The following is a 14,545-nucleotide window of genomic DNA, read 5'->3' as shown; positions in this document are numbered from 1 at the left end:
AATAGTGATGGATACGGTTAAATAATGCTAACTCATAAAGATATAGATAATAACGATAAAATAGAAGCCATGAGAATGGCCTTATACAACGAAGAAGTACTTTATGAGTATGAAACTATAGAGCATCAATATTTAGGATATTTTGCAGCAGCCGGTTTTTTCAGTGTGATGCTTTGGTTTTTATATGATTTTAGTGATGATGGAATAGACGCAGGTGAAGCCATTATATTTGGTGGTGGTGGAACCATAATGACACTATTTTTAATTTTTTTTGCTTCTGCAGACATAAAGCGGATTTACAAGTTCACTAAAAACGGAATATTAACCGAGCAAGCAGATGTGGTGCCTAAGTATGCTTATCAATGCATACGAATGATAGGTCGAGTGGGTGTTGTTGTATGTTTAGTTGCAGTTGTTTTTATTGGTCCCATGGCGTTCATTGGAGCAGGGGCCAGCGCGTTACTCTCATTCAAACTGATTAACTTTAGGTTGAAACCTATGATGTTTGAAACTTTGTATTTTGATGAGTCAGTGATAATTAAATCATCAAAAATAAACTATATAACGATAGTTCCAAATACTCAATTATTACTGTCATTGGATGGTATTTTTTGCAATAAAAAACATGCAAATGATATTTTCAATACCTTGAGGGATTTTTATCCAAATGGTCATTTTTATGAGGTAGAGGAAGAAGATGATATTTATTCCCATTATAAATATAAAGAGTTCTTACATCCAATGGATCAGGATTGATGTGAAATAGTAATGGATACGGTTAAATCATGCTAACTCATAAAGATATAGACAATAACGATAAAATAGAAACCATGAGAATGGCCTTATACAACGAAGAAGTATTCTATGAGTATGAAACCATAGAGCATCAATATTTGGGATATTTTGCGGCAGCTGGTTTTTTCAGTGTGATGCTTTGGTTTTTATATGATTTTAGTGATGATGGAATAGACGCAGGTGAAGCCATTATATTTGGTGGTGGTGGAACCATAATGACACTATTTTTTATTTTTTTTGCATCAGCAGACATAAAGCGGATTTACAAGTTCACCAAAAACGGAATATTAACTGAGCAGGCAGATGTGGTACCTGAGTATGCATATAAATGTATACGAATGATAGGTCGAGTGGGGGTCGTTGTATGTTTGATTGCAGTTGTTTTTGTTGGCCCTATGGCGTTCATTGGAGCAGGGGCGAGTGCGTTACTCTCATTTAAACTGGTTAACTTTAGATTAAAACCTATGTTGTTTGAAACGTTGTATTTTGATGAGTCCGCGATATTTAAAGCAAACAAAGAAAATTATATTGATATCACACCAAACTCAACGTTGTTTTTGTCATTGGATAGTATTTTTTGTAAGTAGTCACGCAAAAGTTATTGTGAATTTTTCGCCGTAATAATTTAATATGTTTTTGATGTTAATACTGAGGTCTTCAAACGTTTTGAACGCTTCACATGGTAACCATTCATATTTTACTTTCTTCCACAATATCTCAATGATATTGAGCTCTGGAGAGTACGGTGGTAGATAACAAACTAATACATCATTCATCAACCACTCATGCAATTTTTGTTTAAATTTTGCTGACCTATGAAAAGAGGCATTATCTAAGATAATAAAGCATGGCTTATCGTTTTTTCGTGCGTTGATAAAGTGCTCAAATGCATCAATTACTGTATCGGTAGTTACTCTTCCTTCCGTTGTTTGAAAACTCAATTTACCTTGTCTACTTAAGAAGCCAAGAACATTGAGCCGTTTGCTGTGTGAATGAGCAGGCCTTAGCGATTGAACACCGATAGGTCCCCAACAATAAGGAAGATTAGATTTCTGACTAAAGCCTGACTCATCAAAATAAAAGAGTTCACATTTATTCGTACGTTCCATTTCAATCAATGAATTCAATATATTACTGAAATTATTGAATTTCATATCGTCACGCTTTAACTTTAATGAGTGTCGGGCTCTTTTGTAACTGTAATCACTTTTTTTATATTTCGTTTAATAGTGTCTAAGCTGGATTTTTTACCTGTTTCTTCTTCAAGTATTGCTTGTGCTCGTTTAAGTTGATGTGGCTCTTCATCAACCAATGACTTCAAACGATATACTTCTGCTTCTGTGTAAATAGGTTTTCTACCTATACGAACAGCGTCATACAATCCGAGCATTCCACAGGCTTCCCAATGGTCTATCCATGACGATATGGTCTCAAATTTAGCGTCTAAAATATCAGTTAACGCTAAAATAGAGTAGCCTTTATCACTGAGAATAATCGCATGTGCTCGTATTCTTACTCTATTTTTTGGATGATTAGCGATCGCTTCTTTTAGGGTTATTTTTTCATTGTCTGTTAAAGGATTAACTGCTTTCATTATGATATAGACACTGACGTTAAAATACTCATTTTAATACCATATGGATATATGGATATATGGTAAAGGCGAAATCTTCATTCTCGAAAACTTATCATTAACTACTTAATAAAGATAATGTAGATGATATTTTTAATACTTTAAAAGAATTCTATCCAAATGGTCATTTTTATGAGGTTGAGAAAGAAGATGATATTTATGAGCATGAAAAATTTAAAGAGTTCTTACATCCAATGGATCAAGATTGATGTGAAGTTATAAAGGATACGTTAAATCATGCATGATAAAGACAATGAATTAGAACTTGAGCGTGAACTTCATGAGTTACCTATAATCTATCAATGGGAAGCTATAAGGTGTGATAGGGCTAGCTATGCTTTGCGCTGGATGATTGCTATTGGCTCATCATTAATTGTTTATGGTGGCCTATATTTACTTATTAAAGATAGCGAGACGATAATTCCGTTATTGCTAATGGGTATAGCTATGGCTCTGGTATCACGTTATTTTCATAATGCAACAAACATAAAAAAGCGGTTATGATGCCGCTTTGAACTAGTCAATTAACGTTGAGTTTTATTCATTGTTAGAATTTATAATCTAACTCAATACCCCAGTTACGACCTGCTTGAGCTTGACGGTCAATCCCATCTTCACCAGCTTCAGTACCAATCATGTCATTATATAGCCAGTACTGTTTATCAAATGCATTGAATAAACCGCCACGAAGCGTCAAATCTTTCATTGGTTTATAGTAAGCAGTTAAATCAACCAAGGTATAGCCTGAAACATTGATGTTTTCATGGCCAACGTTTGACCATTTATCTTTTGCTGCAACCATATTTACATTTAATAAAGCACCGTAAGTATAGCCGACAGAGTCATAACCTAAACCTAGATTTGATGTGAGTGGAGCAACGCTGTCTATTGATGCTCCCGTCTTTTTATCTCGGCCTTCAGCATACGCAATACTTAACTTAGAGTACGTACCTTGAGGCGCATCAAAGGCTTCATCTAATAGGTAGGTAGAACTAAATTCAACACCGTAAATTTCTACAGAGTCGATATTTTCTTTAGTGTAATGATCTTTACCATCATTAGGACCACCAACAACTTTGCCTATATACTGCTCATTGATGAAATCAGAATAATCATTATAGAAAGCAATTAATTCAACTTGTGCGGCATTTGATTGTGCTCGAATCCCTGTTTCATAAGAGATGCTGCTTTCGGCTTTAAGATCTGGGTTAGCATCTATAACAGCGCCACTGTCATAGAAATAATACATGTCTTGTAGAGTAGGGGCTTTAAAGCCTTGGCTGACTTGAGCAAGTACACTGAAGTTATTGTTTATATGATAAACCGAACCTAATTTAGCCGTAAAAGCGTCATTTTTACTGTCAGGATATTCTGTTTTAAAACCGTCATTGGTTTCTGGTTTAGCTTCAAATGAGTCATAGCGTAAACCAGCGGTTAGCACTAACTGTTCATCAAGTAAGAAAGCTTGATCTTGTGCAAAAATACCATATTGAGTCATTGTTGCATCTGGCATATCGGTATGCCCGGGGCCAGATGTGCCTTGGTCGTATTTATAATCGGTGTTTTCAGTTGCAAACTTGTTTTGTCTAAAGCTTAGGCCGTAAGTTATTTGGTGGAAACCTTCTCCAAACTCGGCGATTTTATCAAACTGTGCGTCAAATTGGATTGAATCATCGTTAGCAATACGTTCACGCATACGGCGACCACTGCCGTAAGGTCCAGTTGAAGTATCATAGTTTTCAGATAATGATTCAGTTTGTTGTACATTTAATTTTGATTCTAGCGTATCGAATAGCGCATTATTAGCTGTCCATTCATGCTCTAAACCAACGCGTAATCGAGTTGTTGTGTCCTTGTTGTAGTTATCATAATAAGTAATGATAGGCACCCCTCTACTCATCATAGAATAACCATTTTGGGAAAGCTCATCTTCATCATATTGAGAGGTGTAATATTCCACAGTCGTGCCGATGCGGTGTGAATCATTTAATTGGTAGAAAGCTTTAGCGAGAAGGTTACCAATTTGTGCATCCGCTGGGTTTGCCGCTCCACGATTTGGTCCTTCAATATTAGCACCATTAGAATGAGTTTGTGATTCACTGCCTTTTTTATACGTTAACATAACTAGAGTTTCTAGTTCTGCGGCACGCATTGCCCAAGTACCCGTTGTCTTTGTGCTTGAGTCTACGCTGTTATAGCCTGTTTTTACTTCAAAAGCGTTTTCATCTCCCTCGGTTCTTAAAATATCGTCAGGATTTTTAGTCTCCATTAGAACGGTGCCACCAAGCGCATCAGAGCCATAAAGGGTAGAAGAGGGGCCTTTATTTACCTCAATCGCTTTTAACGTATCAATCTCAATAGTACTTGGGTATTTACGCTGCTCGTTTGAGCCGGGGTTGTAAGAGGTAGGTTGTTGGACACCATCCACAAGTACTTTAATTCGGCTATCGCTCATGCCGCGAATTGTAAACCCTGATAAACCAAAACGACCACCACCGTTAGCTCTAACTCCTGGGGTATATTTTAATGCATCTTGAATATCTGTTGCCATTGTATTTTCAATGTCATCAGACGTTATTTTCGAAATAGAACTGGAAACATCTTTAATGTTTTGCTCTGTACGGGTAGCAGAAACAACAACCTCATCAAACATCGTCGTATTTTTGTTTGGAGAGGTTTCAGCATGAAGTGAGGGGGCTATTGCGATTAAAATAGAGGCTGCTAAAAGCGTTTTTTATTAGACATGATAATTCCTTGAAGTTGTCTATTCTCATAATTTGGAAGAATGATACATAGTGCGAATGATAATTACTATCATTTTCATTTGATCTTTTGTTTTTTTCTTCTATGAGGGGAATTGTCATGAGTACAAGAGGTTAAAATAGAAAAATAAATAGAGAAAAGAGGTAACAAACTGGTGAAAGATAACGCTTTTGATAAAGTAAAATCGCTTTTTTGTATAAGATTGAATCTTTTACTTCAATTCAATTTGGATTTAGCGCTCTGATTCATTAGTATGTACAGTAATATGTATTTTACTCGCAACGGATACCACTAGTAAGTGGATGAGGAAACGATGCAACATCTAGACGAGATCATTGCCAATGCAACGGCAGAAATTGAACAAGCAGGCTCTTTAGTCGCTCTGGACGAAGTCCGTGTTCAATATTTAGGTAAAAAAGGGCATTTGACACTTCAGCTTCAAGGTCTAGGAAAACTAGATCCGACAGAACGTCGTGAAGCGGGTCAATTGATCAATAAAGCGAAGCAGACTGTTCAAACGTTATTAGGTGAGCGTAAAGACTCTCTTCAAACTGCAGAGCTTGAAGCGAAACTTGCTGCTGAAACTATCGATGTAAGCCTTCCGGGCCGTCGTATCGAGAACGGTGGTTTACACCCAGTTACTCGTACCGTTGAGCGTATTGAGCAATTCTTTGGTGAGTTAGGCTTTAGTACTGAGTCTGGTCCTGAGATCGAAGATGCATTCCATAACTTCGATGCATTGAACATTGCTGATGATCACCCTGCGCGTACTGATCACGATACGTTCTTCTTTAACCCTGATTTAATGCTGCGTACGCACACTTCAGGTGTTCAGATCCGTACAATGGAAAATGGCAAACCCCCATTCCGTTTCATCGCTCCGGGTCGTGTTTACCGTAACGATTACGATCAAACTCACACACCAATGTTCCACCAAGTGGAAGGTATGTTAGTTGATGAGAACGTAAACTTTGCACAACTTAAAGGTATTCTTCACGATTTCCTTTGTAATTTCTTTGAAGAAGAAGTTGAAGTGCGTTTCCGTCCTTCATTTTTCCCATTCACAGAACCTTCTGCTGAAGTTGATGTGAAACGTAAAGATGGCAAGTGGTTAGAAGTATTAGGCTGTGGCATGGTTCACCCTAACGTACTTCGCTCTGTTGGCATCGACCCTGAAAAATACTCAGGCTTTGCGTTTGGTATGGGTGTTGAGCGTCTAACTATGCTTCGTTACGGCGTAAATGACCTTCGTGCGTTCTTCGAGAACGACCTTCGTTTCCTTAAACAATTCAAGTAATTCGGGGCTAGAAATTTATGAAATTCAGTGAATCTTGGCTACGCGAGTGGGTTAAACCTGCTATTAACAGCGAAGAGCTAGCTCACCAAATCACAATGGCTGGTTTGGAAGTTGATGAAGTTGCACCTGTTGCTGGTGAGTTCACCGGCGTTAAAGTAGGTAAAGTGGTTGAGTGTGGTCAACACCCAGACGCAGACAAACTTCGTGTAACTAAAATTGATATCGGCGAAGAAGAGCTTTTAGACATCGTTTGTGGTGCCTCTAACTGTCGTCTTGGCCTAACAGTAGCAGTAGCAACGGTTGGCGCAGTCCTTCCGGGTGACTTCAAAATTAAGAAAGCAAAACTACGTGGTGTTCCATCACACGGCATGCTTTGTTCTTTCTCTGAGCTAGGTATTGATGTTGAATCTGACGGTATTTTAGAATTACCAGAAGGCTCTACATTAGGTATGGACGTTCGTGAGCTTCTTGAGCTTAACGATGTTGCTATCGATGTTGACCTAACAGCAAACCGTGCGGACTGTTTCAGCATTCGTGGTTTAGCTCGTGAAGTCGGTGTTCTTAACCGTGCAGACGTAACAGAACCAACTATTGAAGCGGTAGCTACAAGCATTGAAGATACCGTTTCTATTGACATTAAAGCAACGGAGGCGTGTCCACGTTACCTTGGTCGTGTTATCAAGAACGTAAACGCAAAAGCGGAAACGCCAATTTGGATGCAAGAGAAACTGCGTCGTTGCGGTATTCGTTCAATCGATGCGATTGTTGATATTACAAACTATGTAATGCTTGAGCAAGGCCAACCAATGCACGCGTTTGATCTGTCTAAGATCGACGGCGGTATTGTGGTTCGTATGGCTGAACAAGATGAGAAATTAACTCTTCTTGATGGCAACGAAGCAAAACTAAACAGCAATACACTTGTTATCGCTGACCAAAACAAAGCACTAGCAATTGCTGGTATCTTTGGTGGTAAAGAATCCGGTGTTACGTCTGAAACAACAGATATCATGCTTGAGTGTGCATTCTTCGCACCTGATCACATCCGTGGTCGCGCTCGTGCATACGGTCTACATACAGATTCATCTCTACGTTTTGAGCGTGGTGTTGATTCTACATTACAAGCAACAGCGATGGAGCGTGCAACACAGCTTCTTGTTGAACTTTGTGGTGGTGAAGTTGCGCCTATTTCTGCGGCTGAATCTGAAGCCGATCTTCCAAAAGAAAGCACCGTTGCGTTACGTCGCAGCAAACTAGACGGTCTTTTAGGTCATCATATCCCATCAACAGATGTGGTTGAGATCCTTACTCGTTTAGGTTGTGTTGTTGAGACAACGGATACAGGTTGGACAGCAACATCTCCATCATGGCGTTTTGATATTGCAATCGAGCAAGACCTAATTGAAGAAGTAGGTCGTATCTACGGTTACAATAACATTCCAAACCAAGCCCCAGTTGCTGCGTTAAACATGAATCTTCATAAAGAAGCAAACCAACCGCTTAAGCGTGTTCGTGATCTTCTTGTGGACCGTGGCTACCACGAAGCAATTACCTACAGCTTCGTAGAGCCAGAGCAGCAAAAACTGATCGTGCCTGAGATTGAGCCGTTAATTCTGCCATTTCCAATTTCAGCAGACATGTCAGCGATGCGTCTAAGCCTATGGACTGGTTTGATCAATACCGTTGTTCATAACCAAAAACGTCAACAACCACGCGTTCGTTTATTCGAATCTGGTTTACGTTTTATTCCTGAAGAATCAGCAGAAAACGGCATGCGTCAAGAAATGATGCTTGCTGGTATCATCGCTGGTACTCGTGGTGAAGAGCATTGGGATATCGCAACAAACACCGTTGACTTTTTCGACCTTAAAGGCGATTTAGAAGCTGTACTTGAACTAACTGCTAACGAATTAGCGTACGAGTTTAAAGCAGCACAACACCCAGCACTTCACCCAGGTCAAACAGCGGCTATCGTTGTTGACGGAAAAGAAGTGGGTTTCATCGGTACAGTACACCCAGAGCTAGAGCGTAAGTTTGGCTTGAACGGTCGTACAATCATGTTTGAAATCGAGTGGGACGCAATCAACACTCGCGTTATCCCTGAAGCGGCAGCAGTATCTAAGTTCCCTGCAAACCGTCGTGATATCGCGATTGTTGCTGATGAAGCCATTGCTTCTGGTGACATCGTTGCTGAGTGTTTAGCATCAGGTGGCGAGTTATTAACTAGCGCGAAATTGTTTGATGTTTACCGCGGTCAAGGTGTTGAAGATGATAAGAAGAGTCTGGCAATCGCACTGACACTTCAATCTGTTGAGCGTACATTAGAAGAGGCTGATATCACTTCAGCTGTTGACGCTATCGTTGCGGCAATTGGTGAGAAGTTCTCAGCAACACTGCGTGACTAATTAGCTCTTTTAGCTAAATATAAACACAATGAATCCAGTATCAATGAAGGTTGATACTGGATTTTTTTTATAATCGAACCTATAAATAATAGGGGAGTATTTAATCCTGTTCATGAATGTGAATCGACAATAGCATGTGTTTTTTATTGATATAAAAAGGAAACTAATCTCTTTCACAATCAAATGGATGGATTAATATTAAAATTATTAATAAATTTCGGCATCATGTCACACTTATTGAAAATAGATATATATATCGATTTTGTGTAAAAAATCAGTTAGATTAACTGCTATAGTGATATGTTTAAGCAATAACTGAAAGTTCATGATTGAAATAAAGCGATAATTTATTTTTTGTATTATAAATGTAGCGCTTTATCACATAAAAAAGTTGGCGAAAATCAGTCAGTTGGCATACACTGTGATCAGTTAGTTTAATCTTATGTCATTGTTCTAACTATTAAGTTTTCCGGTTACAGTAAATACTGTAACTCTGTCCTAACGTAACCTGAGGGTAGTTTTTATGGCACTCACTAAAGCTGATTTGGCTGAGACCTTATTTGAAAAAGTTGGATTAAGTAAACGCGACGCCAAGGAAACGGTAGAAGTATTTTTCGAAGAGATTAAGCAAGCTCTAGAGAGTGGCGAACAAGTGAAATTATCTGGTTTTGGTAATTTTGACTTACGCGAAAAGAGCGAGCGACCAGGACGTAACCCAAAAACGGGTGAAGACATTCCAATTTCAGCACGCCGGGTAGTCACGTTCAAACCAGGCCAGAAATTGAAAGCACGTGTTGAAGATCTGCCTGTAGAAAAATAATAATGCCGGCTTTGGCCGTAGAATAAATGAAGCTGTATGATAATCATGCGGCTTTTTTTATGCCACTAAGAATTAATAATACCCATCTTATACTAGAAACCAAAAGGGTAAACTCACATTCTGGAATAGATATTGTTAATTTTATGTTTCATTAATGGTACTGTTTCTTGGTTGAATATTTTACCAAGGAAGAGTAATTCAGATGGAATATACGTCATTTATTAAAGATACTTTAGATCTTACTAAATCAATATCTTCACGTTCATGGGAATTAGCGAACGGAACGGTGGTGATTCAGCACATCAGGGGTGTCGTTGAAGTTGTGCCACCTAAATGTTCAAATAGAGCCATTATCCTTTCTTCTGGTATTCATGGTAATGAAACCTCACCTATCGAAATTCTAGACTCCATCCTTATTGATATTCAATCCGGAAAACTGTGTTTAAATGACTCATGTTTATTTATTTATGGTCACCCTCAAGCGACCTTAGAAGAGCAGCGTTTTTTAGACACCAATTTAAATCGTTTATTTACTGGCTATCATAATGATAATTCAGAAATTAAAGAGGTCGCATTAGCGAATTCTCTGATGAATCAAGTTGATACTTTTTATCAGAAGCATAATGCAGACGACATGTGGCATTTAGATTTACACTGTGCAATTCGTCGTTCAATGCATTATACCTTCGCGATACATCCTTTTAATCGTCATTATCAACGTTCTGATAAATTACTTTCTTTTCTAAATGACAGTCAGATTGAAGCGTGTTTATTCTCTGAAGCACCGGCATCCACTTTCAGTTGGTACAGTGCTGAATATCATGGAGCGCATGCGGCCACCATCGAATTAGGAAAAGTAGCGAAACTGGGTGAGAATGATTTTGAACCGTTGGCTGATTTCATTCATGGATTAAGAGGGTTTATTAGTACTTCTGAAACAGTGACTAATGAATTGAATGTTGATATGGACAAACACAGTTCATCGTTAATTGAGTATGAAGTAACTCGAAGCATCATAAAGAAAAGTAATGACTTTGAATTTCACTTCCCTGCGGATTTAGCTAATTTTACGTTGTTTAATGAAGGGCAGTTACTTTCTTCTGATGGGAGTCAAAAATGTTATGCTAGCGGTGGTGGCGAAAATGTTGTTTTCCCTAATTCTAATGTTGAAATTGGGCATCGAGCTTGTCTATTAGTCCAAAAAATAGATAATTAATATGATGTAAATAATGCAGTAAATAACGAAAAAAAGAGAGCTGAAGATATTGAGTACTTAATGGGTACTATTGGCTTTATATAATAAAACGCGAATAAAGGACCGTATTATGACAGCTCCTAGCTGGGATCTTTCCGTTGCTTTTGAATCATTAAATGATCCAAAATTAGATGCGACAATCATTACTATTGAACAAAAAATAAAGACGCTTTTCAGTTCGACTGCTGAATTACATGCTAGTGCATTACAACAAGCGATTTTAGACAGAGAATCCATTTCAGTGTTACTTGCAACAGTGGCGAGTTATGGTAATTGTATTGCTTCTGTTGATGCGTCTGATAACCAAGCAAAAGCGCTTGTGAATAAGATGAATAAATTGTCATCCGAATTATCACAAGCTTTTAGCCCTTATCTTGATGCGATAGTGAATTCACCAACCGCTTTATTTGAAGAGGTTCTATCATACAGTGAAGAATTAGAAGCCCAACGTTTCTTATTAGAAGAAGAAAGGAAGCTTATTGCGACACGTTTGAGTGTTAAAGAAGAGCAGCTTCTCTCTGCTATGAGTGTTGATGGTAAAAATGCATGGGGCCGTTTATACGATAATATTACCGGTTCTATGACCGTGACGTTAGCGCTGTCTAATGGAGAGCAAGAAACCATTGGTTTATCGCAAGCTGCAAGTATTTTATACGGAAGTGATGAAAACCGTAGAGAACCAGCATGGCGAGCAATTCAATTAGCAATGAAACAAAATCAAGAGAGTTTGTCTGCCATTTTAAATGCGTTATCGGGGTGGCGGTTAGCTGAATATGAAAAACGAAGCGCAACAGCGTCAGTACATTTTTTGGAGTCAAGTTTACATGGTAGCCGTATAGAACAAGCAACATTAGATAGCATGATGTCAGTAGCAAAGAAAAATCGTGCTGTAGGACAAAAAGCGGCACGTTTAATGGCTAAAATGTTTGGTACTGAGAAGCTAACACCTTGGGATCAACTTGCTTCAATGCCTCCATTGAGTGGAAGTGCTTCTACTTATTCTTTTGATGAAGCGATAGATATCATTAAAGAGGCATTTGGCAGCGTATCTCAAGAAATGGCCGATTTTGTGGCTCTGATGGTAACTAATGGTTGGATCGATGCAGCACCGCAATCGACTAAACGTCTTAGTGCGTATTGTACTAAGTTTGCAGATTCGCGCACACCTCTAGTCTTTATGACGTGGGGTGACAGTATGTCGGATGTATTAACGCTTGCTCATGAATTAGGTCATGCATTCCATAATTGGGTAATGCGAGACATGCCTTTATGTAAAACAAAGTACCCAATGACATTAGCGGAAACCGCCTCTATTTTTGCAGAAAATGCAGTTCGTGATGCGTTATTGGCAAAGGCGAAAACAAAAGAAGATAAAATAGAAATGTTATGGGAGGAGTTATCTTCCGCTTTAGCATTAACGATAAATATTCCAGTACGTTATGAATTTGAAAAATCATTTTATGAACAACGCTCAACTCAGGAGTTAGGGCCAGAGCAACTGTCAGAGTTAATGAGTAAAACGTGGAATGATTGGTATGGTGATTCAATGTCAGAACCTGATTCATTATTCTGGGCAAGTAAATTACATTTCAGCATTCCTGAGGTGAGTTTTTATAATTACCCGTATTTATTTGGTTATCTATTTAGCATCGGTGTATACGCACAACGAGAAGCAAAAGGGGATAGCTTTTATCGTGATTATGTTAATTTATTGCGTGATACTGGCTCAATGCGTGCAGAAGACGTCGTGAATAAGCATTTGCAAATGGATTTAACGAAAGAGTTTTTTTGGCAGCAGAGTTTGGATAGGGTAAGTAAACAAATTGATGAATTTGAGCGATTGATTGGATAGTAGAAAATAATAAAGCGTCTACATGTAGACGCTTTATTTTTATTAAATCAAAATGGTGTTGATTTAATATTAGTCACGAAAGTTAGTGAATTGGAATGGTTGACCAAAGTCACCTTCACGAACTATAGCCATTGCAGCTTGAAGGTCGTCACGGTTTTTACCCGTAATACGTAATTGTTCACCTTGGATAGCGGCTTGAACTTTAACTTTTGATGCTTTGATTTCTTTCACTAATTTCTTAGAGATAAGAGGATCAATACCTTGTTTAAAGTCGATGTCTTGGTAAAAGTTTTTACCAGAGTGAACCGCGTCTTTTACATCCATTGAACGTGCATCAACGCCACGTTTCGCAAGGTTACCACGTAAAATATCAACAAGTTGCGTTAGCTGAAAGTCATCTTCCGCTTTAATCTTGATGTTTTCGCCTTTCAATTCAAAGCTAGCATCAACACCACGGAAATCGAAACGAGTAGCTAATTCACGAGTAGCGTTATCTACTGCATTTTTTAGTTCAACATTATCAACTTCAGAAACGATATCAAAAGCAGGCATAGTTTATCCTTTAAATTAACGAGAGGTTTTAATAGAGTTTGATAGCATGTCTAACATAGTCACAGTATCTTCCCAACTTAGGCATGGATCAGTGATCGATTGGCCATAAGTTAGGTTATTTAAATCCGTCATTGGTTGATTGCCTTCAATTAAAAAGCTTTCAGCCATAATACCAACAACTTGATTGCTGCCAGATTCAATTTGATTACAAATATCTTTTGCAACATCAAGTTGACGACGGTGTTGTTTCTCACAGTTAGCGTGGCTAAAATCAACGATCAGATGAGGAGGTAAATTTACTTCTTCTAACCGTTTGCAGGCATCTGTTACAGAATCAATATCATAGTTTGGTTTGTCGCTACCACCACGTAAGATAACATGACCAAAAGGGTTACCAGCAGTGCGGTATACCGTCATGCGGCCTTGTTTATCTGGAGAGTAGAAGTAATGAGAAGCCTTAGAAGCGCGGATAGCATCCATCGCAATCTGAGTATTACCATTGGTACCGTTTTTAAATCCAACAGGACAAGAAAGGGCTGATGCCATTTCACGGTGTATTTGAGACTCAGTAGTACGAGCGCCAATGGCACCCCACGTGATCAAGTCAGAAATATATTGGCCAGTGATCATATCTAAAAACTCAGTCGCTGTAGCTAAACCCAGTTTATTTATGTTCAGTAATAGTTTACGTGCTTTATGAAGACCGGCCTCAAGAGCATAACTACCATCAAGGTTTGGATCGGTAATAAGACCTTTCCAACCTACAATCGTACGTGGTTTTTCAAAGTACGTACGCATAACAATGAAAAGCTCATTTTTATACGATTCTTGGATCTTAGCTAAACGTTCAGCGTAGTCCATTGCGGCTTTAGTATCATGTACTGAGCACGGGCCAACAATGACTAAAAGTCGTTTGTCTTCACCCGTTAAAATTGCTTCAACTTGAGCTCTAGATTGCTCAATGTGTTCGGCAACATCGTCAGTAAGAGGATAGGCAGCAGTTAATTCAGCGGGAGTAGGCATTGGGCCTAAAGGCTGAGTACGAAGTTCATCTGTTTGCAATGGCATAGTTTCGCCTGTAATTCTTTTAATACACTAGAGTAAGATAACGGAAAATCAAGAGGGATGAAACCCAAAAATTGATTGATATGTGTATAGATAAGGAAAAGTTAA

General features: G+C 38.5%; 11 protein-coding genes and 1 pseudogene. 8 read left to right on the top strand and 4 right to left on the bottom strand.

The features are described from left to right. Nucleotides 1–24 precede the first annotated feature (24 nt). A complete protein-coding gene (locus VSAL_RS09190) occupies nt 25–756 on the top strand; it encodes a hypothetical protein (RefSeq protein WP_012550339.1) in 732 nt (243 codons plus the stop codon). Nucleotides 757–785: 29 nt separating this feature from the next. After that, nucleotides 786–1,376 (top strand): annotated as a pseudogene (locus VSAL_RS09185) (hypothetical protein); the annotation flags it as partial. Nucleotides 1,377–1,382: 6 nt separating this feature from the next. On the opposite strand, the gene VSAL_RS22815 reads toward VSAL_RS09185, so the two are convergent. Continuing rightward, nucleotides 1,383–2,389, bottom strand: a protein-coding gene (locus tag VSAL_RS22815) for an IS630-like element ISVsa8 family transposase (protein ID WP_085941784.1) whose coding sequence is annotated in 2 segments (ribosomal slippage) — nt 1,383–2,011 and nt 2,011–2,389 — 1,008 coding nt in all. Because the reading frame shifts where the segments join, the coding sequence is not laid out codon by codon here. A gap of 276 nt (nt 2,390–2,665) precedes the next feature. Between VSAL_RS22815 and VSAL_RS09170 the strand changes: the two genes are divergently transcribed. Further along, complete coding sequence (locus VSAL_RS09170) at nt 2,666–2,932, top strand: hypothetical protein (RefSeq protein WP_231850825.1); 267 nt, start codon at nt 2,666–2,668, stop codon at nt 2,930–2,932. 43 nt (nt 2,933–2,975) lie between these two features. Here VSAL_RS09170 and VSAL_RS09165 read toward each other — a convergent pair whose 3' ends face one another. Further along, nucleotides 2,976–5,141 (bottom strand): TonB-dependent hemoglobin/transferrin/lactoferrin family receptor, encoded by a 2,166-nt coding sequence (locus VSAL_RS09165; RefSeq protein WP_044583268.1) that lies wholly within the window; start codon nt 5,139–5,141, stop codon nt 2,976–2,978. 363 nt (nt 5,142–5,504) lie between these two features. Between VSAL_RS09165 and pheS the strand changes: the two genes are divergently transcribed. From pheS to VSAL_RS09140, 5 genes are all read left to right on the top strand, one after another. Next, on the top strand, nt 5,505–6,488 hold the full coding sequence (gene pheS / locus VSAL_RS09160) for a phenylalanine--tRNA ligase subunit alpha (RefSeq protein ID WP_012550338.1): 984 nt from the start codon (nt 5,505–5,507) through the stop codon (nt 6,486–6,488). A 17-nt stretch (nt 6,489–6,505) separates the two neighbouring features. Next, nucleotides 6,506–8,893, top strand: coding sequence for a phenylalanine--tRNA ligase subunit beta (gene pheT / locus VSAL_RS09155; RefSeq protein WP_012550337.1), 2,388 nt, complete (start codon nt 6,506–6,508; stop codon nt 8,891–8,893). Nucleotides 8,894–9,416: 523 nt separating this feature from the next. Beyond that, nucleotides 9,417–9,713, top strand: coding sequence for an integration host factor subunit alpha (gene ihfA / locus VSAL_RS09150; RefSeq protein WP_012550336.1), 297 nt, complete (start codon nt 9,417–9,419; stop codon nt 9,711–9,713). Between the two features lie 202 nt (nt 9,714–9,915). Further along, nucleotides 9,916–10,929 (top strand): succinylglutamate desuccinylase, encoded by a 1,014-nt coding sequence (locus VSAL_RS09145; protein ID WP_012550335.1) that lies wholly within the window; start codon nt 9,916–9,918, stop codon nt 10,927–10,929. Between the two features lie 109 nt (nt 10,930–11,038). Further along, nucleotides 11,039–12,820 carry a M3 family oligoendopeptidase gene (locus VSAL_RS09140; protein ID WP_012550334.1) on the top strand — a complete coding sequence of 594 codons (1,782 nt, stop codon included), beginning with the start codon at nt 11,039–11,041 and terminating at the stop codon, nt 12,818–12,820. A gap of 69 nt (nt 12,821–12,889) precedes the next feature. On the opposite strand, the gene VSAL_RS09135 is transcribed toward VSAL_RS09140, so the two are convergent. Beyond that, entirely contained in the window at nt 12,890–13,372 is a 483-nt protein-coding gene (locus tag VSAL_RS09135) for a YajQ family cyclic di-GMP-binding protein (RefSeq protein WP_012550333.1), read from the bottom strand. A 15-nt stretch (nt 13,373–13,387) separates the two neighbouring features. Then, nucleotides 13,388–14,440 carry a 3-deoxy-7-phosphoheptulonate synthase gene (locus tag VSAL_RS09130; RefSeq protein WP_012550332.1) on the bottom strand — a complete coding sequence of 351 codons (1,053 nt, stop codon included), beginning with the start codon at nt 14,438–14,440 and terminating at the stop codon, nt 13,388–13,390. Between the last annotated feature and the right edge of the window lie 105 nt (nt 14,441–14,545).

The organism is Aliivibrio salmonicida LFI1238, assembly GCF_000196495.1.
Taxonomy (GTDB): Bacteria; Pseudomonadota; Gammaproteobacteria; order Enterobacterales; family Vibrionaceae; genus Aliivibrio; species Aliivibrio salmonicida.
The sequence above is the reverse complement of the archived record's forward strand: the minus strand, read 5'-3'. Positions and strand labels throughout refer to the sequence as shown.